The organism is Serpentinicella alkaliphila (assembly GCF_018141405.1).
Lineage (GTDB): Bacteria > Bacillota > Clostridia > Peptostreptococcales > Natronincolaceae > Serpentinicella > Serpentinicella alkaliphila.
Map to the genome: position 1 here is coordinate 3,126,666 of NZ_CP058648.1, position 24,916 is coordinate 3,151,581.

General features: G+C 33.2%; 25 protein-coding genes. 9 read left to right on the top strand and 16 right to left on the bottom strand.

The genetic code is table 11. The features are described from left to right. The first annotated feature begins 62 nt into the window (after positions 1 to 62). The 3 genes from HZR23_RS15970 to HZR23_RS15980 are packed head-to-tail and all read left to right on the top strand — an operon-like array spanning position 63 to position 2,800. A complete protein-coding gene (locus HZR23_RS15970; RefSeq protein ID WP_132847662.1) occupies positions 63 to 371 on the top strand; it encodes a hypothetical protein in 309 nt (102 codons plus the stop codon). Positions 372 to 416: 45 nt separating this feature from the next. Next, complete coding sequence (locus tag HZR23_RS15975; protein ID WP_132847734.1) at positions 417 to 2,225, top strand: thiamine pyrophosphate-dependent enzyme; 1,809 nt, start codon at positions 417 to 419, stop codon at positions 2,223 to 2,225. Continuing rightward, positions 2,222 to 2,800, top strand: a complete 579-nt coding sequence (locus HZR23_RS15980) for an indolepyruvate oxidoreductase subunit beta (protein ID WP_132847663.1) — start codon at positions 2,222 to 2,224, stop codon at positions 2,798 to 2,800. Before HZR23_RS15975 ends, HZR23_RS15980 begins: the two co-directional genes overlap by 4 nt. Before the next feature lie 62 nt (positions 2,801 to 2,862). Here the strand turns inward: HZR23_RS15980 and HZR23_RS15985 are convergent, their stop codons facing one another. The 12 genes from HZR23_RS15985 to HZR23_RS16040 all read right to left on the bottom strand — a co-directional run bounded on the left by HZR23_RS15985 (position 2,863) and on the right by HZR23_RS16040 (position 13,506). Next, positions 2,863 to 3,195, bottom strand: coding sequence for a hypothetical protein (locus HZR23_RS15985; protein ID WP_132847664.1), 333 nt, complete (start codon positions 3,193 to 3,195; stop codon positions 2,863 to 2,865). Positions 3,196 to 3,329: 134 nt separating this feature from the next. Beyond that, positions 3,330 to 4,217, bottom strand: a complete 888-nt coding sequence (garR, locus tag HZR23_RS15990) for a 2-hydroxy-3-oxopropionate reductase (protein ID WP_132847665.1) — start codon at positions 4,215 to 4,217, stop codon at positions 3,330 to 3,332. A 14-nt stretch (positions 4,218 to 4,231) separates the two neighbouring features. Continuing rightward, complete coding sequence (locus HZR23_RS15995) at positions 4,232 to 4,603, bottom strand: AEC family transporter (protein ID WP_132847666.1); 372 nt, start codon at positions 4,601 to 4,603, stop codon at positions 4,232 to 4,234. Positions 4,604 to 4,682: 79 nt separating this feature from the next. Further along, entirely contained in the window at positions 4,683 to 5,060 is a 378-nt protein-coding gene (locus HZR23_RS16000; protein WP_132847667.1) for an AEC family transporter, read from the bottom strand. Positions 5,061 to 5,214: 154 nt separating this feature from the next. After that, positions 5,215 to 5,718, bottom strand: a complete 504-nt coding sequence (locus HZR23_RS16005) for a 3-isopropylmalate dehydratase small subunit (RefSeq protein ID WP_132847668.1) — start codon at positions 5,716 to 5,718, stop codon at positions 5,215 to 5,217. Then, positions 5,715 to 6,989: a 3-isopropylmalate dehydratase large subunit gene (locus HZR23_RS16010; protein ID WP_132847669.1), complete on the bottom strand. Its 1,275-nt coding sequence runs from the start codon at positions 6,987 to 6,989 to the stop codon at positions 5,715 to 5,717. Before HZR23_RS16010 ends, HZR23_RS16005 begins: the two co-directional genes overlap by 4 nt. Positions 6,990 to 7,077: 88 nt before the next feature. After that, the gene (locus HZR23_RS16015) at positions 7,078 to 8,391 is read right to left on the bottom strand and encodes a 2-hydroxycarboxylate transporter family protein (protein ID WP_132847670.1); all 1,314 of its coding nucleotides are present in this window, start codon (positions 8,389 to 8,391) and stop codon (positions 7,078 to 7,080) included. 15 nt (positions 8,392 to 8,406) lie between these two features. Further along, positions 8,407 to 9,579 carry an NAD(P)-dependent malic enzyme gene (locus HZR23_RS16020; protein ID WP_132847671.1) on the bottom strand — a complete coding sequence of 391 codons (1,173 nt, stop codon included), beginning with the start codon at positions 9,577 to 9,579 and terminating at the stop codon, positions 8,407 to 8,409. Between the two features lie 142 nt (positions 9,580 to 9,721). Next, positions 9,722 to 10,399 (bottom strand): response regulator, encoded by a 678-nt coding sequence (locus tag HZR23_RS16025; protein WP_132847672.1) that lies wholly within the window; start codon positions 10,397 to 10,399, stop codon positions 9,722 to 9,724. Further along, positions 10,396 to 11,997 carry an ATP-binding protein gene (locus HZR23_RS16030; protein WP_132847673.1) on the bottom strand — a complete coding sequence of 534 codons (1,602 nt, stop codon included), beginning with the start codon at positions 11,995 to 11,997 and terminating at the stop codon, positions 10,396 to 10,398. The genes HZR23_RS16025 and HZR23_RS16030 overlap by 4 nt, the downstream gene beginning before the upstream one ends. Before the next feature lie 210 nt (positions 11,998 to 12,207). Next, a complete protein-coding gene (locus HZR23_RS16035; protein WP_132847674.1) occupies positions 12,208 to 12,777 on the bottom strand; it encodes a LysM peptidoglycan-binding domain-containing protein in 570 nt (189 codons plus the stop codon). A 75-nt stretch (positions 12,778 to 12,852) separates the two neighbouring features. Then, positions 12,853 to 13,506: a (Fe-S)-binding protein gene (locus tag HZR23_RS16040; RefSeq protein ID WP_132847675.1), complete on the bottom strand. Its 654-nt coding sequence runs from the start codon at positions 13,504 to 13,506 to the stop codon at positions 12,853 to 12,855. Between the two features lie 317 nt (positions 13,507 to 13,823). Between HZR23_RS16040 and HZR23_RS16045 the strand changes: the two genes are divergently transcribed. Beyond that, a complete protein-coding gene (locus HZR23_RS16045; RefSeq protein ID WP_132847676.1) occupies positions 13,824 to 15,110 on the top strand; it encodes an FAD-dependent oxidoreductase in 1,287 nt (428 codons plus the stop codon). A 115-nt stretch (positions 15,111 to 15,225) separates the two neighbouring features. Here the strand turns inward: HZR23_RS16045 and HZR23_RS16050 are convergent, their stop codons facing one another. From HZR23_RS16050 to ftsH, 3 genes are all read right to left on the bottom strand, one after another. After that, the gene (locus tag HZR23_RS16050; protein WP_132847677.1) at positions 15,226 to 16,467 is read right to left on the bottom strand and encodes a DUF401 family protein; all 1,242 of its coding nucleotides are present in this window, start codon (positions 16,465 to 16,467) and stop codon (positions 15,226 to 15,228) included. 152 nt (positions 16,468 to 16,619) lie between these two features. Continuing rightward, positions 16,620 to 17,297: a SurA N-terminal domain-containing protein gene (locus tag HZR23_RS16055; protein ID WP_132847678.1), complete on the bottom strand. Its 678-nt coding sequence runs from the start codon at positions 17,295 to 17,297 to the stop codon at positions 16,620 to 16,622. Positions 17,298 to 17,576: 279 nt separating this feature from the next. Continuing rightward, positions 17,577 to 19,397 (bottom strand): ATP-dependent zinc metalloprotease FtsH, encoded by a 1,821-nt coding sequence (gene ftsH, locus HZR23_RS16060; protein WP_132847679.1) that lies wholly within the window; start codon positions 19,395 to 19,397, stop codon positions 17,577 to 17,579. Between the two features lie 256 nt (positions 19,398 to 19,653). Between ftsH and HZR23_RS16065 the strand changes: the two genes are divergently transcribed. From HZR23_RS16065 to HZR23_RS16085, 5 genes are read left to right on the top strand one after another with little or no spacing between them, the layout of a single operon-like run. Next, entirely contained in the window at positions 19,654 to 20,613 is a 960-nt protein-coding gene (locus tag HZR23_RS16065) for an RnfABCDGE type electron transport complex subunit D (protein WP_132847680.1), read from the top strand. Then, positions 20,610 to 21,224 (top strand): FMN-binding protein, encoded by a 615-nt coding sequence (locus HZR23_RS16070; protein ID WP_132847681.1) that lies wholly within the window; start codon positions 20,610 to 20,612, stop codon positions 21,222 to 21,224. The genes HZR23_RS16065 and HZR23_RS16070 overlap by 4 nt, the downstream gene beginning before the upstream one ends. Continuing rightward, positions 21,217 to 21,894 (top strand): electron transport complex subunit RsxE, encoded by a 678-nt coding sequence (rsxE, locus tag HZR23_RS16075; RefSeq protein WP_132847682.1) that lies wholly within the window; start codon positions 21,217 to 21,219, stop codon positions 21,892 to 21,894. Before HZR23_RS16070 ends, rsxE begins: the two co-directional genes overlap by 8 nt. Beyond that, positions 21,894 to 22,481: an NADH:ubiquinone reductase (Na(+)-transporting) subunit E gene (locus tag HZR23_RS16080; protein WP_132847683.1), complete on the top strand. Its 588-nt coding sequence runs from the start codon at positions 21,894 to 21,896 to the stop codon at positions 22,479 to 22,481. Before rsxE ends, HZR23_RS16080 begins: the two co-directional genes overlap by 1 nt. Positions 22,482 to 22,498: 17 nt before the next feature. Next, a complete protein-coding gene (locus HZR23_RS16085) occupies positions 22,499 to 23,596 on the top strand; it encodes an NADH:ubiquinone reductase (Na(+)-transporting) subunit F (RefSeq protein WP_132847684.1) in 1,098 nt (365 codons plus the stop codon). Positions 23,597 to 23,656: 60 nt separating this feature from the next. Here HZR23_RS16085 and HZR23_RS16090 read toward each other — a convergent pair whose 3' ends face one another. Further along, a complete protein-coding gene (locus HZR23_RS16090) occupies positions 23,657 to 24,874 on the bottom strand; it encodes a DEAD/DEAH box helicase (RefSeq protein ID WP_132847685.1) in 1,218 nt (405 codons plus the stop codon). Positions 24,875 to 24,916 lie beyond the last annotated feature (42 nt).

Here is a 24,916-nt window from a genome sequence, read left to right on the forward strand (position 1 = left end):
TTTATGTGTTCTAATAGTTAATAAAAAATATTTTCATGTTTTAATAAGAGAGGATTAAATATATGCAATTACTTAGAGAAATAGCTTGTCCTAAATGCTTAAGTAAAAAGTTTTCCGTTAAGTACGAATCAACTTATGTTTACTCATATAAAATTGAACCTCCTAATTCGACAGAACCAAAGGATGAAAATGGGCTCTCATTTCTATTTGACAACCGTGAACAAAAAGGTTTTAAACAATATATTGAATGTCTTGAATGCAAAACCCAATATCCTTGTCAGTTTACAATGGACTCAAAAAATATTGACTTCACAATTTTAAGCAAAGCAATTAGAAGTAATTACGTAGAAAAACCTGAATTTTTTGGATAAATTGGGTATATATTTTCTAAAGGAAGGAGTGGAAACATGGAAAATATGCTTAACAAAAGAGTTTTGACTGGAAATGAAGCCATTGCTAGAGGTTTTTATGAAGCCGGTGGAATAATTGCAGCCAGCTATCCTGGCTCACCGACAGTTGAAATACTCGAAAAGTTAAAAGAATATGAAGAAATATACTCAGAGTTTTCTACTAATGAAAAGGTTGCATTAGAAGTTGCTATAGGTGGATCCATTTATGGGGTCAGATCGATTGCCACTATGAAGCATGTTGGGGTCAATATTGCATCTGATCCACTGATGACATTCACACAAACACCAACTAAAGGTGGATTTTTGCTAGTTACTGGTGATGATCCTGGTCTTTCAAGCTCTCAAAATGAACAAGACAATCGTATCTTTGGAAAATTTGCAAATATGGGTATAGTAGACCCCTCCGATAGTCAAGAAGCTAAAGAATTTACTATAAAAGCTTTAGAACTTAGCGAAAAGTTTTCTATTCCTATGATGCTAAGAATAACTAGTCGTCTCTGTCATAGTAGAAGTGTTGTTACTATAAATGACCGAATTGTTCCTAACTATACAAGAGGCATAGATAAGGATTTTCAAAAATACTGCATGATTCCTCCTCAATCTAGAGATAAACAATTCTTTATGAAAGAAAGATTAGAGGAGCTAGAGGCCTATGCCTACGAAACAGAATTAAATCTATTAGAATTAAAAGAGAATTCAGATACTCTAATTATTACTTCTGGACTAATGTATAATAACCTAAAAGAATTAGACATAGACGCTAGCATATGGAAACTAGGTTTACTCTACCCTATTTCTAAAAAGAAGGCAAAAGAAATAACCGATAAATTCTCAAAAATTATTATTTTAGAGGAAATGAAACCATTCATCGAAAATGAGCTTAAGCTCATGGGTATAAATTGTATTGGCAAGGAGCTATTTCGTTTTACTGGTGAGCTTCACCAACATTTAATAGAAGAGGGTTTATATAAGGCGGGTCTAGTTGAAAGCGTTAAAACAGCTGATTTTAAGTTAAAAGAAACGGTTATGAGACCCCCTGTATTTTGTACTGGTTGCCCTCATAGACCTACCTTTGATATTCTAAAAAAATCAAAGGCCAAAATAGTTATTGGCGATATAGGTTGTTATTCCCTAGCTGCTATGCCACCCTTCGAACAGTCTAATACGATAATAAGTATGGGCGCAAGTCTTGGCATGATAAAAGGTGTCCAAAAAGCTATGGACCTATATAATGAAACTCAACCATTAGTAGCAGTTATAGGAGATGGAACATTTTTTCACTCTGGTCTCCCTGGCTTTATAAATTTATTACACCAAAGAAAAGAAAAGCAAAACATAACAATAATAATTTTGGATAATAGAACTACTGCGATGACAGGCGGGCAATCTAATGCAAGCTCTGGCTTGTATAACGAAAGTGATGATATGAAAGTTGGCATAAAGACTCTAATTGAATCAATGGGCTTTGATAGAGTAAAAGAGATTAATCAATATGACTACAAAGCTGCAACTAAACTTATAAAAGAGGAAATTGATTATGATGGTATATCAATTGTTGTAGCTAATGGTCCCTGTGCATTGAGATATAATATTGAGCAGCCTTATTATTACGTAGAGCCTCATACATGTATAAGTTGTAGATCATGTATAAAAACAGCTTGTCCACCTTTAAGAATGGTCAAATATGAAGGCATAGATAAATTAAAATCCTCTATCGATAAAGATATGTGTATAGGATGTAGCGTTTGTGCTCAAGTATGCCCTGTTAATGCTATCAAATCCTCAGTTCCTGTAGATAGGAGGAATGAAATATGATAACTAATATAATGCTCGGTGGTGTAGGCGGTCAAGGGTTGGTTCTTATGACCCGAATTATCTCTCAGGTAGCTTTAAAATCAGACTTAGATGTAAAAAGCAATGACGTTGTTGGTTTATCTCAAAGAGGTGGTATGGTTTGGGGTAGCGTTCGTTTTGGAGATAACATATACTCTCCTAATATTCCTCCAAAGGAAGTAGATATATTGCTAGCAATGGAACCTATGGAAGCCCTAAGATGGAGCTCTGAAATTAAGGAAAGTGGAGTGATTATTTTAAATAGTAAACGTTGGTATCCAGTACCGGTGCAGCAAGAAAAAGCAGATTATCCTGAAGAAGAAATTAATACTCTTAAAGATAAGTACAATACAATAGAGATTAATGCTTTTGAGGATGCTGTTAAACTAGGAAAAAAACAAGTATCTAACGTCATTTTACTAGGAATATTAGCAAATAAACTTAATTTACATAAAGAAATTTGGAAAGAAACTATTGCAGATAATGTTCCTGAAAAAACTATAGATCTAAATATGGAAGCCTTTGAATATGGTTATAACTATGTAGATGCTAAATAATTTATTAAATGTAAATCATATATTATTAACTACCTATCATAATGATAGGTAGTTAATTTAATTTAGTCTTGAATTATTTGAGCAGCACCTGATTGCTCCATAATTTCCCTTACCCTATTACTATTGTGTTTCGATGTTTCCACTGCAACAATAATTCCTTCGTTTTTACCTTCTAATCCAGGTATGCCATCAGCAAAGGTACCTAGTTCGCCTAATCCTTCCCTCTCGGTTTTGATAAAAATAACCTCTTCAGCCGCTTCATCAAAGCTACTAAACTTTTGTTCCTTTGCTAGATCACTTACAATCATATCTTTTCTATCAAGTCCAACATTACGTAAGCTATCTATAAGGGCACTAGCCTGTCTTTGTTCTGGAAATCTTGCAATTAATCGCATTGTTACACCTCCCAACAATAGTATCTCCGCAAAAATTTTATTCTAGTACACTAAATAATTGTGATACATAATTACTTAATGCATATAATTTTCTTTTATTGTTGGGTAGATATTTGATTTTGTAATGCTATATTTTAAAACCCTTTAACCTCAACTTCTGCTAATTTCTCAAAGAATTGTATTATACTAGTATGATCTAATTGTGATTTGCCTTCATCTTTAAGTTGTTGCATAATGTACAATATATATTCTGTGAATGGTAAAGGAATAGACATTTTTTCACCTGCATTCAACCCATTGACTAGATCTTTTATATGAAGTTCTAGTCTAAAACCAGGTTCAAAATTTCGTTCCAATATTTTGGGTAGTTTATTATCTAAAACTGAGCTTCCTGCAGACCCTGATTTTATAGCATTATATACCTTCATTGGGTCTACACCAGCTTTTTTGACAAATACCATAGCTTCAGACATAGCAGTAATATTAAGTGCAACTATTATTTGATTAGCCAATTTTGTTATATTACCACTTCCTATTTCCCCAACTCTAACAACTGATGAACCCATTACAGATAAAATATTTCGGGCCCTCTGAAATACTTCTTCATCTCCTCCAACCATTATAGCTAAAGTTCCATCAATGGCTTTGCCCTCACCGCCACTCACTGGTGCATCTAACATCTCTACACCCTTTAGTTTTGCTTTTTTTGCAATCCCTTTGGTAACAGTGGGATCAATAGAGCTCATATCAATTATAATAAGACCTTCATTAGCCCCTTCTAAAACACCATCTATTCCAAGTATAACTTCTTCTACTTGAGGGGAGTTTGGTAACATTGTAATTACAACATTAGTTCTCATCGCAACATCCTTAGGTGAAATACCAATAGTTGCTCCGCAATTTAACATTTCCTGCTGTAACTCCATCTTTCTAGCAAAAATTGTAACGTCATATCCTGCTTTTAATAAATTCTTGACCATAGGCCTACCCATAATACCTAGGCCAATAAACCCTATTTTCAATATCAAAACCCTCCTTATACAATAAAAGTTAATAGTGTTGATATCGTAATTATGCTAATTATGGTAGTAATTAAAGTCATTGTGGAAACCAGTTGAGGCTGTGAATCAAATTGTATTGCAAATAAAGTAGTAGAAACAGCAGCTGGTGTTGCTGATAATACTAAAATAACCTTCGCAGTTATTGTATTAAGTTCGAAAAATAAAGGTAGCAATATAAAAGCTATAATAGGGTAAATAATAAGACGCAATATCGAAGAAATAGTAATAAATGACTTGTCAAATACCAATTTTGCCATGCTCAATTGAATTCCCAATACAACTAATAACGTAGGTATAGCTGCCTGACCTAGTAGTTCTACAGGTCTCATTAAGAAGGCTAGGAGCATTAAGTTAAAATTTTCATTATTATTGCTATTATTAAAACAATAACTGCTGGCATTTTAATTACATCTTTGAAAGAATTCATCATACTATTTTACTATTAGATGCAAAGTACACACCTATAGAATTCATAATAAAAGATTGAAAAACAGTGAAAACTACAGCTCTATCAAACCCTATTTGCCCAAATGCAAAAAGAATAATTGGGAGACCAAAGTTACCACTATTAGGAAATGTAGTACTTAGCAGTAATGCACTTCTCATATCTTGAGAGAACTTAAATAAAAAGTGATTACATAAATATACTAATATTGTAAATGTTACAAATAACAAAATAGCAAACATTAATACCTTAGTAAAAACTTCATTGTCTGTTTTAGTAGTAATCATGGAATTAAAATTTAGAGCGGGATTAAAAACATAGAGCGCTAGTCTAGATTGAGTCTTAACTTCAATGTCCATTTTTTACCACATAATTACCCTATTGCTATTATAGTGAATACGGGAAATACTATACTGAAAAAAAACATCTACTTTCACCTCAGCAGTTATGTTGTCTGTTATAAGAAATGAATCTATATACTAATATAATTAGGTACAGTACCTACTTTTATATCTATTTTTCAGAATTTTTTTGGATATAATACTGTTTTATACCACCATAAGAAATCATCTCAAGAACAAAGGGTGGAAGCTCATCTCCTTTGATTTCAGTACATAGAGTTAAATTATTAATACAACCTGTACTTAATTGAAGCTCTAGCTCCTCTCCCTCTTTTATATTTTCAATAATATTTGCACATGTCACTAAAGGTAGTCCTAGATTAATTGCATTTCTATAGAAAATTCTAGCAAAGGATGGAGCAATTATTGCAGCAACCCCTGCTGTTTTCAATGTAATTACTGCATGCTCTCTACTAGACCCACATCCAAAATTTTTATCTGCAACAATTATATCCCCTTTACTAAACCTTTTTAAAAAGTTAGGGTCAACACCTTCCATTGCATGCCTTGCTATATCCTCTGGTTCCACAAGCTCTAGATATCTTCCAGGGTATATTTGATCCGTATCAATATTTTTACCCACTACAATTGCCTTACCTCTGATTACATCTTTCATTTATTTTCCACCTTTGCATTTTTTATATAATACCGAGGGTCTGTTATCTTACCATTAATTGCTATCGCCGCAGCTGTTGCGGGAGAAACTAAGTAAATATCTGCCTCTGTACTTCCCATTCTCCCAGGAAAATTACGACTAGATGTAGTTGCACATACTTCCCCAGGGGCTAGCAATCCTTGATGTGTACCTAGACATGGTCCACAGCCTGGACTTGTTATTGTTGCCCCGGCTTTTACTAATGTCATAATATAACCCTTTTCTATAGACTTTTCCAAAACCTCTTTTGAGGCAGGTATTACAACTAGTCTAATATCCTTATGGATTTTGTTATCGCCTATTATTTCTGCTGCTATTTCTAGATCTTCAAGCCTACCACCAGTACAGGTGCCTATAAATACTTGATCTACCTTAATTTCAAGTGTCTTTTGTATGTCTACCCCATTATCAACACTATGAGGTAAGGCCACCTGTGGCTCAAGATTATCAACATTAAATATATACTCTGCTGAGTACTTGTAGTCCTCATCAGTCTCTAAAATATCAAATTCATAATCCGCTCTACTCTTAACATATTCAATAGTCTTTTCATCAGGTATTATATAACTCGTCTTTGCACCCATTTCCACTGCCATATTACATAAAACCATTCTTTCAGAAATACTCATATCTCTAACAGTACTTCCTGTATACTCAATAGCTTTATATACGGCAACATCTGTTCCTAACTCACTTAATATATGAAGAACAACATCCTTAGCCATAACTCCAGTCTGTAATTTACCATTAATCTCTATTTTAATAACGTCAGGTACTTTAAACCATAGCTCTCCTGTTAGCATAATTGTTGCTAAGTCCGTCGCCCCCACGCCTGTTCCTAATGCCCCAAAGGCCCCATGGGTAGTTGTATGGGAATCTGTTGCAATTAATATCATACCTGGCCATACGATGCCTTCTTCTACCATAACTTGATGGCATACTCCAGCGTTTATATCAAAGAGATACTTAATACCCTGCTCCTTTACAAATTCTCTCATAGATTTCTGATTTGCAGCTGACTGTATACTAGGTGCTGGGGCATAGTGGTCCAAAATAAATGCAATTTTATTCGGGTCCCATACTTTAGTACCCTTCATCTCATAGAACGACTTTATTGATTGCAAATACAGATCATTCACTTCGGCAAAATCCACCTTAGCCTGAATTATTTCTCCAGCCCTTACTTCTTTTTTTCCAGAGGCCCTAGCTAATATTTTCTCTATCGCATGCATTTGTGTCCCTCCTTATATAAAATAGCTTTATATAATTTGAGAGAACAGACCAAAGTCTGTTCTCTATTGAACTAAATTACATTTACCTTTATAAGAATATTCCAAGTAGTGCGGATGCCAGAATTAACATAAATGCCCCACCAATACGAGATGATATTTGAGCAAATGGCATAAGTTTCATACGATCAGAAGCTGATAATACGGCAACGTCCCCGGTTCCACCCATATTTGCCATACATAGGCCCGCAGTAATCGATGATTCGATTGGATAAAATCCTACTAGTTTTCCTACGATACCTGACCCTATTACTGCTCCAACAATTGTTACTGCAACTAAGATTAAATATTGTATTGTAAATGCATCAATAATTTGTTGAAGATTCGTAAATGCTACTCCTATTCCAACTAATAATACACCTGTAAGATTTGTCATTACAAATTGGAACCATTGGAATGCTGCTGCTTCATATTCTCTTGGAAGAATATTTAATGCCTTAACAACAGCTACAGCTATAATCATCCAAGCATATGAATGAACTGCTGGAAAGAATTTACCTATAGTTGTACCAAATGAGAAGAATGTAACTGCAAGTAGTAGTCCTTTTCCAAGCATAGTAAGATTTAACTCAACTTTTTCTTCCTGCTGTTCTTCTTTCTTTTCATCTTCTTTGTTTTTGATTTCCATTAACTCTCCATTTCCCGTTAATTGAGGCTTAATTTTACCTAAACGATCTAGTAACCCTGCAGCAACTATAGCAATAGCATTCCCTAGAGCAACGGCTGGAATCATTATAGAAAGAATATCCGCTGGATCAGCACCTAAACTAGTTCCAAAGATTTGTGATAGAGGTACAGCCCCTGCTCCCATACCGCCTCCCATTATCGGTACACCAATATATAAAATAGCCTCAGTGGCTCCATATCCAATAACTGCACCAACTAAACCTACTAATCCTAGCGAAACAACAACCCCACCTATAATTGCTGGTAAATATCTAATAGAAGCTTTAATTAAGAGTTTTCTATTCATTCCTAAAATACTACCTGTTATTAGGGCTGCTATATAAAAATCTAAAAAGCCTTCACCCCTCATAAAGTTACTCATAATAGCTGATGAATACTCGGGAAGAATTCCATAGGTTACAAGTGCTGCAGAGCCAAAGATAATTACAATTGGTCCGCCCCCTAAATAGTCTTTAACAATTGGTAGCCTACTACCAATTTCATTGAAAATTGCGCCTATAACCATCATTAATGCAAAGGCCCCTATCATACCTTTAGGTAAAACTTCCATGTAGGTGGCAATTAAAACAACTGATGTAATGATTGCAAAAAGTTGAATACTCATGCCCATAATTCTGTAACCTGACTTTTCGTTTAAAGATACAGTTGAAGTTGACATAGTTTTCCCTCCTTTTTATTTTTTTGCTATTCCAGTTTCTATTGCGGCCTTTGCAACAGCCTCCGCAACCCTTGCAGCAACTCTTGAGTCAAAAGCATCTGGAATAACATAATCAGGCTTCAATTCATCCTCCTCAATAATACTGGCAATGGCATATGCTGCCGCAAGCTTCATCTCCTCATTGATATCCTTAGCTCTTACATCTAATGCCCCTCTAAATATTCCAGGGAATGCTAATACATTATTTACTTGATTTGGAAAATCAGATCGTCCAGAACCAACCACTTTTGCTCCTGCTCTTATAGCTAAGTCTGGCAGAATTTCTGGTATTGGGTTTGCCATAGCGAAAATAATTGGATTCTCATTCATGCTTTTAACCATTTCTTCTGAAACTACATTGCCCGCAGAAACACCGATAAATATATCCGCTTTCTCCATAGCAGTAGCTAAACTGCCTCTTATTTTATTTATATTTGTTTTTCTAGTCATTTCTTGTTTGCTTGGGTCGTTATCTGTGGAGCTCTCACTAAGTATGCCTTTTCTATCACATAAAATAATATCTTTTGGACCCATATTTAATAGCATATTTGCAATAGCAATTCCAGCAGAGCCGGCTCCATTTATTACTATAGTAACTTCATTAAAGTTCTTTTTAACAAGTTTTAAAGAATTTATAACCGCAGCTACTACAACAATGGCTGTACCATGTTGATCATCATGAAACACAGGAATGTCAAGCTCTTCCTTAAGTCTTTTCTCGATCTCAAAGCATCTCGGCGCACCTATATCCTCCAGATTGATTCCTCCAAAAGTTGGTGCAATTCGCTTAACAGTTTCTACAATTTCATCAACATCTTTAGTTGCTAGACAAATTGGGAAAGCATCGACACTTGCAAACTCTTTAAACAGTATTGCTTTTCCCTCCATCACTGGCATAGCGGCCTCTGGTCCAATATCTCCTAATCCTAGTACTGCAGTACCATCAGTAACAACTGCTACCAAATTTCCCTTTGAAGTGTAAGTATAGGCCTTTTCCTTATCCTCATGAATTTTTTTACAGGGCTCGGCTACACCAGGCGTATAAGCTAAACTTAAATCTTGTCGGTCTTTAACTTGGACCTTTGATATAACCTCTATTTTGCCCTGTTTTTCCTCATGAAGCTTTAAACTCTCTTCTGATATGTTCATTGTCAGCACCTCCGCTAGTATTTTTTATTTTTTCTATTATAGAAAGTATATAATATGGGCAAAAAAAAATAACATTTAGAAAGTATTCTAAATGTTTAGTAATTTTAAATTTTATTGTTATAGTATTCACATAGTTTTTGGCCTACTTGATTTCGTGTTTATAGAGATGACTTGGTCTTCCTATAGAGCCATATTCAATCTCTAAAGTTAGCTCACTTATAGATACTAAGTATTCTAAATACCTTCGTACAGTAACTCTAGACACATGCAGTTTCTCAGATACCTCTTCACTTGTAAAATATATGCCTTCGTTTTTTTTCATAAAGTTTCTTATTCTTTCAAGAGTCTTTTTATGAAGACCTTTCTGAACTGTATTTTCTATATTATAGTAGCCTCTTTTAGTAATTTGATCTATATCCTCTTGTTTTATTACATCATTTCTCTTTAATAGCTGATATCTTTTGTAGTAGCTCTCTAAAGAGCTTTTTAGTCTCTCATATTCAAAAGGTTTAATTAGGTAATCTACAGCCCCTAACATCAATACTTCGTCTATACTATCTGTTTCCTTAGCAGCAGTTACAAAAATAACATCTGCCTTAATCATTCGTCTTCTCATTTCTTTTAAGAAGCTAATGCCATCTAAGTGTGGCATATAAATATCAGCTATTACTAGATCTACTGAGTGGCTAGTTAAAAATCTTAATGCCTCTTTGCCATTTAGAGCAGTTTCAACAACCTTAAATCCGTCTACAGTTTCTATATATCTTTTATTTAGATTCAACACCATTGGATCATCTTCAACTATTAATACCTTAATCAACGTACTACTCCCCCTTTTGGAAGCATTATTTTAAAAGTTGTTTCTAGGTTAATAATACTGGAAACTTCAATAATTCCCCCAAGATTTTCAACAGATTGTCTAACTAGTGAAAGTCCCACACCCCTATGTGTACCTTTTGTTGTAAACTCCCTTTTAAAAATTAAAGGTATAAACTCTTCTTTTATTCCAGGTCCTGTGTCTTTTACTGCGATAATTATACGACTATGTTCCTCTTTTATTTTAATATAAACTTTCTTTTCTCTACTGCTTGAAACACTAACTGATTCTATAGCATTTTCGATTAAGTTTCCTATTATTGTAACCAAAGAGTTATTATTTATATTATCATATCTTTTTTCTAATGTACTATCCTCAGATATTATTAACGTAACCCCGTGCTCTTTTGCCTTACTAAACTTTCCTAATAACAAACCAACAATTGCAGGTTCTTTAATTCTTTTCATTAATAAGGATACTATTTGTTGTTGATTTTCGCTCACACTAATTATATAATTTTTAGCCTCATGTAGCTCACCCATTTCAATTAAACCTAAAATAACATGTAGCTTATTCATAAATTCATGAGTATTAGCCCGTAGAGCATCAACAATTTGCTTTACCCCTGTAACCTCTTCAGCTAAACGGGTTACCATTGTTTTATCCCTAAATGTTGCTATGGCCCCTAAAATTTTATCCCCGTCTTTGATTGGTACTCTGTTTGTAATTATTACTGTTCCATTAAGAACCTGTTCCCTATCATACTCTCCTTCACCAGTCTTTAAAATATCCGGCAACCTAGTAGACAACAACACATCAGTTACTCTTTTACCAATAATTTTATCTTCATCTAGTCCCAGTAACTTACTGGCAGAACTATTAATTAATGTTATATTTTCATTTTCATCTATAGCGATAATACCTTCATGAATTGTATCTAATATGCTTTGTTTTTCAACATATAATTTTGATATCTCTTCAGGCTCTAATCCTAACAAAATTTTCTTAATATTATTTGCTAATAAAATAGCACCAATAATACCAATAAATAATCCGATAAATGACACAAGGATACTATTTAACACCCTTTGTCTTTTTATGACACCTATAGTATGAGATAAAGCACCAGTCATGACAAAACCTAGTTGTTCTCCAGTTTCCTGGTCGTAAACTGGTACAAATGCCCTTATGGCTTTTCCCAGTGTACCGGTAGCTTCAGAAATATATGAATCCCCATACTCAATAACCCTCTGTTCATCTCCACCTACAAATCTTTCCCCAAGCCTCTCTGGATTTGGATGAGCATATCTGTAGCCATTCATATCTGCAACTACAATAATTTCAACATTTTCAGTTTCATTTAATATCTTCATAACATATGCTTGTATAGGATTTTTTCTATACGTACCTGTCTTCATCCCTTCAACTACATTAGGACTACTTGCAATTACCTTTGCAATGTTCATTAGGTTAATATTCATTTCATTGCTAAAATTATCAACTAATCTCTTTGTTGTTAACAAAGTAGTTGAGTAAATTGAAATAGTAACTATTGCAATTACTAAAATTGTTATTTTAGTTCGAAGTCTAATTGTAAACAACTCACTTTCTCAATGATATGGTCTTACATAATTAATTCTACATCTATTAATATCCTAATATAGATATCTCCTCTATTTTTTATTGTAATAATTGTTTCTTTAATTATATTCTTATATTAATATAAAAATCAAAGTAAAAGTAAAAAAACATGATACTATTAATAACATGCTTTTTCCCATACAGGCATTACTATTTTGTTTTTTTATAGTTTAACATAATACACATGAAGTTAAGTCGTTAAATAATATTATTGGTCCTGAAACACCAGTTAGAGAGTTGCTAGGTTGAACAGCTATCTGTACCTCTGGACTAACCGAAACTATCGTCGGAAGCTCTATTCTTGTAGCCCAAGTTGGTGGGTCTTCTGGTGTAGGAAACAGCTGGTTACCAAAACCTCCAAAGTCACCGAAAAAGGCAGTAGCAATATATATATCAAAGTTTCCAAAATATGATTGTTGTGGTAATGTAGCCATAACACTAATAACTTCTCCCCCTCTTGGACCAAAGTTAACAAATGCAACTCCACCTGACCCAAAGGGATGGCGGCCTATTTTATTTAGTGCAATGCAACAGGGTATAGTTATCAGTGCTGGTACACAAAGTACATCTCCAGGATAAATTATACTTGGGTTTGTAATATGAGGATTAACCCTTACTAATGTATCCAAAGGTATTCTAAACATCTGAGCTATCATAAACATTGTATCACCAGGTGGAACAGTATACCGACCCTTAAACCCTACGGGGCAAGAAACAGGGACTCTAGATCCATACGACATATAACACTCCTCCTATTATTAAGAAATTCTATGTCATATATCATATGTTGGATTCCACCGTGACGTACCAATTAACTAGTGTGTATCTATATACTGTTGAAGAGTAGCATGCCATTCATCTGGATCGAAAGTATCAATTTTTGTTTCTTCACCAAATAGAAGATCAACTAAATATCTCGGTTTCTTTCCCCCTATATGCATAGCTTTAATACACGATACACAATATACAACAACTTCTTCACAGGGCATTTCATCTGCACGTTTTTTCATCATTTCCTTTACCTGCTGAACTGGTAAAACACCATAAAAACTATCCCCACAGCAAACTGCATTTTGACAAGTATTTCGTGGTTCAACTATCTTTATATTCATTTTTTCTAAAAGGTTCCTGATTGCAATATGAACACTATTTCTACCTCTAGTTGGACAGGCATCGTGTATTGTCATTTCAATCCCCTTATAATTTGGAAACTCAAAGGTTTTACTCTTAGCTAAAATTTCCCATAATGATATTGTAGTGATATCCATATATTCTTCTCTGAATCTCCTATCACAACCTGAACATGTATTAATGATTTCTGAATCCATTTCAAGTCCATGGTCATGCCTACAACAAATATGATGGTCCCCCATTATATCAACTTCTTTTTTTAAAGCATCTAAAACCTTTTTTCCTAATTCTGGCTTGTACAACATAAGAGCACAACCTGGAGCATATACACTACTCAATTTTAATTCCCCCAAAATCTTTTTAAATAAAATTAAAAAATTAATATAATATTAGTCACTTTAAATGAAACTATTAAACAACACTACAATACTACATATATCCCTTGTTTACAATAGTTAGCTTAATATTATTACATCTAATAGTGCAGTAACTAGTATATCCAGTTCATGGGAATTTATGGATTAATTGCCTAAAACTGCAATAAAATATGTGGAGTCCTATCTTATTTGAGTAAAATATTATTTTTTTGTAATTGATATAACGTGCAACTAGCATACTATATTTATTGCTTTATTTTTTATGAGGAGGATTTCAGATGCCAAAAGTTACTATAATCGGTGGTGGTTGGGCAGGATGTGCAGCTGCTGTCGGAGCAGTAAAAGCCGGTGCAAAAGTTACAATATTAGAAAGAACTGATATGCTTTTAGGTACAGGACTAGTTGGTGGAATCATGCGTAATAATGGCCGATTTACTGCTACTGAAGAAATGATTGCAATGGGTGGTGGTGATCTATTTGAAATCTGTGATAATACTAGCAGGCATAAAAATATAAATTTCCCAGGACATAACCATGTTAATCTATATGATATAGCTGAGATACATGGAGCAGTTTTTTCTCATTTGCATAAACTTGGGGTTGAAATCATTTTTGAAGCTAGAATAGAAAAAGTTACAATGGACGATAAAACCATTCTTTCAGTTCAGGATCAAAAAGAAAGAATATTTACCGGAGATGTTTATATAGATACTACCGGTACTGCTGGCCCTATAAATAATTGTAATAAATACGGTAATGGATGTGCTATGTGTGTCTTAAGATGTCCAAGCTTTGGTGGAAGATTAAGTTTAGGTGCTTTAGTTGGGGTATCCGAAATGGTCGGTATAAAACCTGATGGTAGCATAGGGGCAATGAGCGGGTCATGTAAACTTCTTAAGGAATCCCTATCTATAGAAATACAACAGCTATTAACTCGTGAAGGAGTAGCTATTATTGCTATCCCAGAAGAGTTGGCAGAAAATCATTTAGATATTAAAGCCTGTCAGCAGTATGCATTACCTGACTTTAAAGATAATATTATTCTACTTGATACTGGACATGCTAAATTGATGGCACCATATTTCAATCTGGAAAGATTGAGAAAAATTCCTGGATTAGAGAATGCTAGATATGAAGACCCATACACAGGGGGAATAGGAAATTCTATGCGCTTTTTTAATATGTCTCCCAGAGATAACTATTTGCAAGTTGAAGGCATTAATAACCTTTTCTGTGCTGGTGAAAAAGCAGGACTTCTAGTTGGACACACAGAAGCTATAGTTACAGGAGTTTTAGCTGGTAATAATAGTGTTAGATTTGCTCTAAATAAACCAATGATACAATTACCTACAGAGCTTGCTATTGGAGATGCCATTGCTTACGTTAAGGAAGCGATGAATACTCAGGACGGTATGAGTAAGAAATATACTTTCTCTGGGAGTGCGTATTTTGATCGCATGAGAGAACTAGGATTATATATGACTAATGTTTTAGATATTCACTCTAAGGTAGAATCCTTAGGATTCAAAAATATATTTAATCAAAATATTACCGACAATGCTTAGGTTAATTAATATAGCGTATCATAGTATCTATATATATTAATGAGATTTTTATAAGTATAAGACCAAATACAAAAAGGCTCTTTTAAATACTAAGTAAGGGCCTTTTTTTATTCTATTAAAATATTTTAATTGCATAGATTATAACCATTGAAATAAATGTAAGTGGTATTAAAAAGATATAGTTTCGATACAAGCTTTTTAAACGTACTTGAAAATATTCTAATGTTAATATTTGACAAAGATGTAGTGGTGAAATGTAATAAAATAAAAAAGAAGTCGTAAAAATAAACATTGCATACATAAGTCTAATCTCATAGGTAGGAGCTAAAGGCAGAATTAAAGGGAATAAAATAGCAATACCAGGCTGCGGTGAGGCTAATGATATACAAATTACACCACTGGCTATAAATATCATCAGTTCTAAAGGCATCCCACGATCTAATAATCCGCTTAAAAACATATGAATTTCACTTAAATCAGTAACAATGTTTCTATAGAATAGTATACCAATTACGGTTAATACTAAAGGGATTTTTAAGCCTTTGTATATAGTTTTTATTGCATGTTCATCTATTTTAAATCTAGAATCTTTTCTTTTATCATACATGTTAACAGCAATACAATAACATATACCGATTATTAATGAAATATAAAAAGGAACTTTAAAAACAATGGTACCTAGTAAACTTATAATAATTGGTAAGGCATATAGAATAAACCGAAATATAGATTTTATATATTCTATATTGCTTAATTTTTTGATTTCTGGGTCTTTATAATTTCTTATAAATAATATATATCCAAATATATACATAAATAAGCCTATAGGTAGTTGTATCCTAATCAGGTCCCATGCATCTATGCCTCCAATTTTTGAAGCTAAAATCATAGCAGGTGAAATTGGGAATATAAGATACAAAGTATGGCGAAAAATTAAGTTTATAGTTGCTTTTTCATCATTTGTCATTGACAACCTATCTCCTAATCTACCTACAATAGGACAAGACATTAAAGCCCCACCATATACGGAAAGGGTTCCCATAATAGATGGTGCCAACAATATAGTAAGTTTAGCACTTCTAAGAACTATTTCTAAAGCCGATACCATTCTGCCTAAAATTAAATATTGATCCATTAAATATGCTAGAATTGTTATTAAACTAATAGTGAAGGCTAATGTAATCGTAGTGCTATCATTTAATGTACTAATAAATTTAGCTACAATATACCCCATACTTCTTCCATTTAATAATGCAAGTACAGTTGCGGCTACAACCATCGAATAACCCATATTTACTTTCTTATTAACTAAAATCAAAATAATCGCCAATGAAATACCTAATGATAGTACAATCATAATCTCAGTCCTTATTTAAATTTAACATACTATAACTTATATCATAGTTTTCTAATGATATGAATAATTATTTTCATTACTATCATCTTATATATTATTTAAACCAATAAAAATAATGCCAGATTCTAAGTAAATAAAACCCGGCACTATTTCTAAATAAATATTTCAATTTCACTTTTTGACTTTAGATAATTGATTAGTTCTTCAAATCTTTCTAAAAATTTCTGTTGATTAATTTCATCCTCTAATCTAGCTCTGATTTCTTCTAATGGTGGAAGTTCCTCAAGTCTGTTTTTATACTCCTCATATAGTGACAGAAGTTCTTCTTCAGTTACATCTACATCACGCATTTCATTTTTAGTGTAATCAGATAACACTTTATCCCTTGTAATCTTTACTCTAAAAGTATCTAGTGTTAATCCATTTGAGCCTAATACTTCTAAAAACTCTTCTTCACTATCAAATTGAGATTTAAATAGTTCAATCTCTTTATCGATTTCTTCATCTGATACTTCGTAGTTATTTTCTAAGGCATATCTATATACTAGTTCCTCTTGAATTAGAATATTTAAAGCTTCGCCCTCTAACATAGACAATAATTCCTTATTATCATCACTATCAAAATCTAGATTGAATTGCTGGTAGTATAGTTTCATATCATCAACCATAGTTTTAAATTGGTCCCATTTAATTTCAACACCATTTACAGTAGCTACAACATCGATAGATGGTTCATCTATCGGATTTATGACTTCCTCATTCTTAGTACATGCTGAAAGTGATACTAATAGAATTAATGCAGTAATTATTGCCACCATTTTTTTTTGCAAGTTAAAAACCCCTTCCAAGTCCTAAATTTTATGCCCACCTCTAGATGCATATTAACAGATACTACACAAACAATGTGAACTTAATATGAACATTATAAGCTAATTAATATAAAAAAACAATATTTCTACACTAATAGCTTAGATTCCTTATTTTAACTAAAAGTTTACTTAGATCTCATTAAGTTCTCTACGTTCTAAATTTTTCTCTTTATATTATAACTTTAGTCCTGAAAGACTATAGAGCTAGACTATAGTCCATAAGCCTAGCTCTGCATATTTTTAATTTAATAATATCCTCATAAACTCTTCTCCTGTAATTGTCTCTCTTTCTATTAAATATCTTGATAATTGATGGAGTTTATCCATGTTTTCCTTAAGAATATTTATTGCTTTTTCATGGGCTTTCTTTATAATTCCAAGTACTTCCTCATCAATTTTTGATGCAGTCTCAGGAGAACAGATTAAAGAAGAATCTCCGCCAAGATACTGATTTGAAACGGTTTCAAGAACCATCATATCAAAGTTTCTACTCATACCTAGCCTTGTTACCATCATCCGAGCAATTTTTGTAGCCTGTTCAATATCATTCGAAGCCCCAGAAGTATATGTTCCAAATACTAATTCCTCTGCAGCCCGACCACCTGTGAAAGTTGTAATTTTATTAAAAGCTTCTTCCTTAGTCATCAGAACATTTTCTTCCTGAGCAACTTGCATAGTATATCCAAGGGCTCCGGATGTTCGAGGTACTATTGTAATTTTGTGTACCGGTGCTGATTCCATCTGTTTAGCTGCAACAATTGCATGACCAATTTCATGATATGCTATTATTTGTTTCTCCTTAGGTGAAATAACGGCTCCCTTTCGTTGGTATCCAGCTATAACAACCTCTACGGCTTCCTCTAAATCACTTTGAATAACATAGTTGCGACCACACCTTACTGCTCTTAAGGCACCTTCATTAATAATATTTGCTAACTCAGCTCCAGATGCTCCAGAGGTTGCCCTAGCTATCCCATTAAAATCAACATCACTATCGAATTTTATTTTTTTTGCATGTACTTTTAAAATAGACTCTCTACCTACTAGGTCAGGTAATTCTACAGGAACACGTCTATCAAATCGTCCCGGCCTTAGCAAAGCCTTATCCAAAGATTCCGGTCTATTTGTAGCTGCAAGTATTACTACTCCCTTTTCACCACTAAACCCATCCATTTCTGTTAATAACTGATTTAAGGTCTGCTCCCTTTCATCGTTTCCACCTAACCCACCATTATCACGTTTTTTACCAATTGTATCAATTTCATCTATAAAGATTATACATGGGGCTTTTTCCTGAGCCTGCTTGAATAGATCCCTAACTCTTGCAGCACCCATACCAACAAACATCTCTACAAATTCAGAACCTGATATAGAAAAGAATGGTACCTTCGCTTCACCTGCTACAGCCTTCGCTAGTAGAGTTTTTCCTGTGCCAGGAGGCCCTACTAATAAGGCACCCTTTGGCATAATAGCCCCAATCTCTTTAAATTTAGTTGGATTATTTAGAAAATCTACAATTTCACTCAAGGCTTCCTTTGCTTCGTTCTGTCCTGCCACATCTGAAAATGTTTTCCCTGTCTGTGCTTCTACGTAAACTTTTGCATTACTTTTACCAAAGCCCATCACATTGTTAGTGCCCATCATCTTTTGTAGTGGCTTTGTAATCATTTGTACAATGGCAACAAATAATAATATTGGGAAAATCCAAGTTAAAATAAAATTTACCAAAGGTGAGTTTTGTTTCGGAATTACCTTAGAGAACTGTATATCTGCGTTATAAAGGCGGTTTACTAGATCCGGATCATCTACTCGCCCTGTCATAAATATCTGTTCCTCTCCTAGTTCATTTTCAATAATGTATGCAATTTGATTATCTTGAATTTCAGCCGTACTTATATTTCCTTTTTCTATTTCCATTAGGAAAGTACTATAATCCACTTGAGTCACATTCTTTTTAAATATAAATGGGAAAACAAATGCATTTAAAAGCAATACCATTATTATTGTTGTAATATAGAAATACACTATAGGTTTTTTTTGATTATTTTTTTCTTTGCTCATGTTCTAACCCCCTTACTGAGAATTCATATTAGCCTTTTCTAAACCAAGTACGAATCACCTTATATTTTTTTATATACCATAAATATGAACTCAATATGAACATGCTTTTATAATTAGTGCCCCCGTCCGTAACTCTTTTTTTTTTACTCTATCTTTAGTTTGGTGAATATAATATATTATTCCTACTGTTTTGTTGGTTCATATTTCGGGTAGATATTTATAATATCTTATTAATATTGTGGGGGAGTGAGTGTTTATGTCTTTTCTTAACAGAGTATTTATTAAGCAAATTTTAATGAGAAAGGTAATATATAGCTTAATACCAATTATCATAATTTCAACCTACTATTTTGGCCTAAGGGCAATTGTTTTAATGTCGGTTACCACAGTATTTGCAATTATTACTGAATTTTTATTTGAAAAAAGATTAAACAAAAAGGTAAGTGAGGCTGTTATAGTAACTAGCATCTTATTTACGCTAACTTTACCTGTATCTACTCCTTTTTGGGTAGCTATTGTAGGTATTATTTTTGGTGTTGTTTTTGCTAAAGAGGTTTTTGGTGGTTTTGGAAGAAATATATTTAATCCAGCACTAGTAGGAAGAACTTTTTTATACGTTTGTTTCCCAGAGTATTTAACTATTCAATGGAATTCCCCCTCAATTAATTTTCCAGGAGGTTTTTCTACATACCTAACCCCTTCAATTGATACTGTAACAAGGTCTACCCCCTTAATAACCTTTGCACAGACAGGCGAATTGGTTCCACTAAAAAACCTTTTTTGGGGTAATATTTCAGGTTCATTAGGTGAAACTAGCGCAATTTTAATAATATTAGCTGGTATTTATTTAATATATACTAAAGCAGCGGATTGGCGATTAATGGTATCTCCAATTTTAGGTTTTATGAGCCTAAATACAATTATATATTTCTCAAATGTAACTTCAATTCCTAACCCGATATGGAGCCTTTTATCCGGCAGTATCATATTTATTTCTGTCTTCTTTGCTACCGAACCAATTACTGCTCCTAAAACTACTGAAGGTAAATGGATATACGGGACTTTAATTGGTTGTATAACCTTACTAATTAGAATATATGGTATTTTCGTAGCTGGTGGCATGTTCGCAGTTTTAATAATGAATACCTTTGCACCTATACTAGATGAGGGTATTAAGTTTTATAAAGGCTCTAGAAGTAGGAAGGTGATAGCATGAAAAAATTTAGTCTTAAACCAGTTGTTTTTATGTTTATCCTGACTTTAGTATTTACTCTTGTTCTTTCAACCCTTAATCATGTTACTAAAGATAAAATCATGTTAAACGAACTAGTAAAGCAGCAAGCCTCGTTCCTATATGTCTTAAATTTTGATGCTTCAACATTAGACGCAGAAACTATAAATCTGTTATACAATGATCATATAAATGAAATTAAGGTCAATGACTTTACACTATATGAAGCATATGAAGATAATAGATTAATCGCATATATACTACCTATTGAAGGAAAAGCAGTATGGGGTGATCTAAGGGCGTTAATGGCATTAACCCCTGACTTTTCAGAGGTTATAGGTATAGATATCTTGTCTCATAGTGAAACTCCTGGTCTTGGCGCCAGAATAGATGACATTTCTTTTAAGGAGCAATTTAGGGGAATTAATCTTAATAGAGAAAATGATTTGAATTTCATTATTTACAACCCAAATCCTAATGGCCAAGTTGATGCAATTTCTGGTGCTACAGGAACATCTAATGCCTTAAGAAGAATTCTAAACGAAAACCTTTATAATTTTTTCGAACATATAAAGGAGGGACTAAAAAATGACTAAGGAAATAGGTAAAATCTTTTATATTGGTATGTTAAAGGATAATCCAGTATATAGACAGATTTTAGGTATCTGCTCTGCTTTAGCTGTCACTAACCTTATGATAAACTCATTATTTATGAGTTTAGGTCTTATATTTGTTGCTTCCTTTTCAAGTCTAACGGTATCAATGATTAGACAGCATATACCTAGGCATATTAGAATGATGGTGCAAACTCTAATTATTTCAGCATATGTAATTATAGTTGATATTATCCTTCGAGCATATTTTCCATCCATGAGTATAGCTTTAGGTCCATATGTTGGGTTAATAATTACAAACTGTATTATAATGGGCAGATGTGAATCCTTTGCACAGAACAACAAACCTTTGGCATCTTTTTTCGATGGTATGGCCGCAGGTTTAGGTTATATGACAGTTCTATTAACTGTAGCCTTCTTTAGGGAGTTTCTTGGATTTGGAACAATTTTTGGAATAGCTGTGGTTGGGGACTGGTGGACTAATTGGATATTTATGATAATGCCTCCAGGAGCATTCTTTATGCTTGGTATTTTAATATGGGTTGCTAATTCCTTTATTCCAACTAAGGAGCAAGATAAAGAAATAGAAATTAAGCCTATAGATATAAATAAAGCTTCACAAGAGACTGTCGTACCAGGAGGTGCCAATTAATGAGCGATATTAATCCTTTAGTAATACTTATGGCTTCAATTTTTACTAACAACATGATATTATCAAATTTTCTAGGTATGTGTTCCTTTATTGCAGTTTCAAATGAAATTAAAACTTCTATTGGACTTGGGCAGGCAGTAACTTTTGTACTTGGAGCTACTTCAATTATTAATTACATTATATATAAATATCTACTTGTTCCATACAATCTAGAGTATTTAAGATATATTGTCTTTATAATAACAATAGCTGCGTTTGTTCAACTAGTCGAGATGGTCGTTGAGCGATATGCTCCGACATTATATTATTCCCTTGGAATATTTTTACCTCTGATTACAGTTAATTGTGCAATCCTCGGAGTATCACTATTTATGATAATTAGAAGCTACTCACTTATTCAATCATTTTTCTTTGGTATTGGTTCAGGTTTAGGGTGGACCTTAGCTATCGTTGCAATGGCAGGTATTAAACAGAAAATTAAAAATTCACCTATTCCTAAGGGATTACAAGGCCCCGGCATTACATTAATCATTACTGGTTTAATGGCTCTAGCCTTTATTGGTTTTTCTGGAATTGTAAAGATATAGTAGAGGAGTGATATATAATGTCCAGTATATTTGTAACCGTATTTATAATTACTACTATTGCTACAGTTCTAGCTTTATTACTTACCCTAGCAAACTACTATATCGCTGACTATGGAGAGCGAAAAATAGTTATTAACAACGATAAAGAACTTTATGTAGAGGGCGGTACTACTTTGCTTTCATCCTTAATAAGTAATGAAATATTTATACCTTCTGCCTGTGGTGGCAAAGGAAATTGTGGCTATTGTAAATGTAAGGTTGAAGAAGGCGGGGGGCCTATTTTAGCGACAGAATTATCCTATTTATCTGAAGATGATAAAAACTGTAATATTCGTCTATCATGCCAAGTTAAGGTAAAAGAAAATATGAAAATAGAAATACCTGAGGAGTTATTCAACGTTAAGCAATATAATGTAGTTGTTGAGTTTGCACGGGATGTTACACCTACTATTAAATATTTAAGATTAGCAATATGTGAAGATAAGGAAATACAATTTAGAGCAGGACAATATATACAGCTACTAGCCCCTCCCTATGCGGACAGTAATGAAGATGTTTTTAGAGCCTACTCCATAGCCTCTCAATCAACTACAAATAAATATATTGAATTACTAATAGGTTATGTACCAGACGGAATCGTAACCACTTATGTCCACAAACACCTAACCAAAGGTGATAAAGTTACTTTTAATGGTCCCTATGGTGATTTTTATTTATCCGATTCGGACTGCGATATTGTCCTTGTAGCTGTAGGAACAGGAATGGCACCAATTCGAAGTATTTTGCTTGATATAAAAGATAAGAAAATAAGCCGTAATGTTATCTTTTTCTTTGGTGCTAGGACAGAAGATGATTTATTTATGATTGATGAAATGAAAAGACTTGAAGAAGAGCTTCCACAATTCACATTTGTCCCTACATTATCTAGACCTGATAAAAATAGTTGGAATGGCGAGGTTGGAAGAGTTACTGACATGATTGATAAATACTTAGAATATAAAGAGGGAAGGGAAGCCTATCTTTGTGGAAATGGGCCTATGATTAAATCAACGGTCAACCACTTAATAGATAAGGGTTTCTCTGAAGACAACATTTATTATGATAGTTTTGATTAACAACTATAAAAAGGTAATCCCTCATAAATACATGGGGGATTATCTTTACTCAAATATATTTTACAATTTTTTACTATCTGTACTATACTTCTTATTTGATAATGTCTTCTTATATATGGACTCTTTCTTCCTATTAATAATGTCTTCCACTACTTTAATTTTTCCATTTATTATACTAATTTCAACTACATCAATATTTAATTTCTTCATCATCTTAAACATAATAAACTTTTCTCTATCTCTAACTATATTGTAGACCTGGCCCTTTTTGTTCATTCTACCCGTTCTTCCAGCTCTATGTAAGTAATCTACAGGATTTAATGGTAAGTCCATATTAAATATATGCGATACATCACTAAAATCCATTCCCCTTGTAAATAGATCTGTTGTCACTAAAATTTTAAGCTTTCCATTATTAAATGTAGTAAGAATATGCTGTCTATCTTGGTTATTTGTTCTAGTTTGTATGCCACCCACAGACAGTCCATAGGATTTTAGCTCTTTTACAAATCTATCAACGTTTTCATTCTTATTAATGAAGACTAAAGATTTAGTTGGTTTCAATACTTCGATAAGCTCAGATAGTGTTTCAGTTTTTTTCGGAGCAGTGCTAACAATATGAAAATGCTTTATGCCAGTTGGAACAGGCTTTGCATTGTCTAAAGAAATATACTTAGGGTCTTTCATTATTGAATTTAGTATATCCAAAGCATCTTTTGAAAGTGTTGCTGAAAAACTTACAACTTGTCTATCTTTTAAAGTCGAATCAATAATTGAATGAACCTTTTCCCTAAACCCTTGTTCAAGAATTTGATCCACCTCGTCTAAGGCAATAATTTTAACACCATGCACCTTTAATTTTTTAAGTCCTATAATATGTAATAATCTACCTGGGGTAGCTACTATAATCTGTGGCTTATCCTTTAATTTATCAAGTTGTCTATTAATTTCCATTCCTTCTAATATAGTCACTGAACTTATATTTGTACCTTTAATAACACTTTCAATTTCTCTATTTATTTGAAGGCTTAGCTCTCTACTTGGAGCTAATACTAACATCTGTAGCTCTTTTTTTTCAGGATCTATTTTCTCAATCATTGGTATTAAATAAGCTAGGGTTTTACCAGTTCCTGTTTTAGCTTTCCCTATTACATCTTCTCCATCTAAAATTTTAGGTATAGCGGCCTCTTGAATCTCAGTTGGATCAATTTTTTCTTCCCTCTCTAAATTATCTACTATAAAATTTTTGATATTAAAATCTTTAAATTTTTTACTCACTATAAGAATTCTCCTTTTATATAACCTTTACTTTAATAAATC

What these genes read in the sequence shown, in the direction of transcription:
- HZR23_RS16015 (WP_132847670.1), bottom strand. Translation starts at nt 8,391, where the DNA reads ATGTCAACTTCAACTGTATCTTTAAACGAAAAGTCAGGTTACAGAATT.
- HZR23_RS15980 (WP_132847663.1), top strand. Translation starts at nt 2,222, where the DNA reads ATGATAACTAATATAATGCTCGGTGGTGTAGGCGGTCAAGGGTTGGTT.
- HZR23_RS16000 (WP_132847667.1), bottom strand. Translation starts at nt 5,060, where the DNA reads ATGGACATTGAAGTTAAGACTCAATCTAGACTAGCGCTCTATGTTTTT.
- ftsH (WP_132847679.1), bottom strand. Translation starts at nt 19,397, where the DNA reads ATGAGCAAAGAAAAAAATAATCAAAAAAAACCTATAGTGTATTTCTAT.
- HZR23_RS16010 (WP_132847669.1), bottom strand. Translation starts at nt 6,989, where the DNA reads ATGCATGCGATAGAGAAAATATTAGCTAGGGCCTCTGGAAAAAAAGAA.
- HZR23_RS16020 (WP_132847671.1), bottom strand. Translation starts at nt 9,579, where the DNA reads ATGAACATATCAGAAGAGAGTTTAAAGCTTCATGAGGAAAAACAGGGC.
- HZR23_RS16035 (WP_132847674.1), bottom strand. Translation starts at nt 12,777, where the DNA reads ATGTCGTATGGATCTAGAGTCCCTGTTTCTTGCCCCGTAGGGTTTAAG.
- HZR23_RS16005 (WP_132847668.1), bottom strand. Translation starts at nt 5,718, where the DNA reads ATGAAAGATGTAATCAGAGGTAAGGCAATTGTAGTGGGTAAAAATATT.
- rsxE (WP_132847682.1), top strand. Translation starts at nt 21,217, where the DNA reads ATGACTAAGGAAATAGGTAAAATCTTTTATATTGGTATGTTAAAGGAT.
- HZR23_RS15975 (WP_132847734.1), top strand. Translation starts at nt 417, where the DNA reads ATGCTTAACAAAAGAGTTTTGACTGGAAATGAAGCCATTGCTAGAGGT.
- HZR23_RS16080 (WP_132847683.1), top strand. Translation starts at nt 21,894, where the DNA reads ATGAGCGATATTAATCCTTTAGTAATACTTATGGCTTCAATTTTTACT.
- HZR23_RS16070 (WP_132847681.1), top strand. Translation starts at nt 20,610, where the DNA reads ATGAAAAAATTTAGTCTTAAACCAGTTGTTTTTATGTTTATCCTGACT.
- HZR23_RS15995 (WP_132847666.1), bottom strand. Translation starts at nt 4,603, where the DNA reads ATGCTCCTAGCCTTCTTAATGAGACCTGTAGAACTACTAGGTCAGGCA.
- HZR23_RS16050 (WP_132847677.1), bottom strand. Translation starts at nt 16,467, where the DNA reads ATGATTGTACTATCATTAGGTATTTCATTGGCGATTATTTTGATTTTA.
- HZR23_RS16045 (WP_132847676.1), top strand. Translation starts at nt 13,824, where the DNA reads ATGCCAAAAGTTACTATAATCGGTGGTGGTTGGGCAGGATGTGCAGCT.
- HZR23_RS16065 (WP_132847680.1), top strand. Translation starts at nt 19,654, where the DNA reads ATGTCTTTTCTTAACAGAGTATTTATTAAGCAAATTTTAATGAGAAAG.
- HZR23_RS16085 (WP_132847684.1), top strand. Translation starts at nt 22,499, where the DNA reads ATGTCCAGTATATTTGTAACCGTATTTATAATTACTACTATTGCTACA.
- HZR23_RS15985 (WP_132847664.1), bottom strand. Translation starts at nt 3,195, where the DNA reads ATGCGATTAATTGCAAGATTTCCAGAACAAAGACAGGCTAGTGCCCTT.
- HZR23_RS15970 (WP_132847662.1), top strand. Translation starts at nt 63, where the DNA reads ATGCAATTACTTAGAGAAATAGCTTGTCCTAAATGCTTAAGTAAAAAG.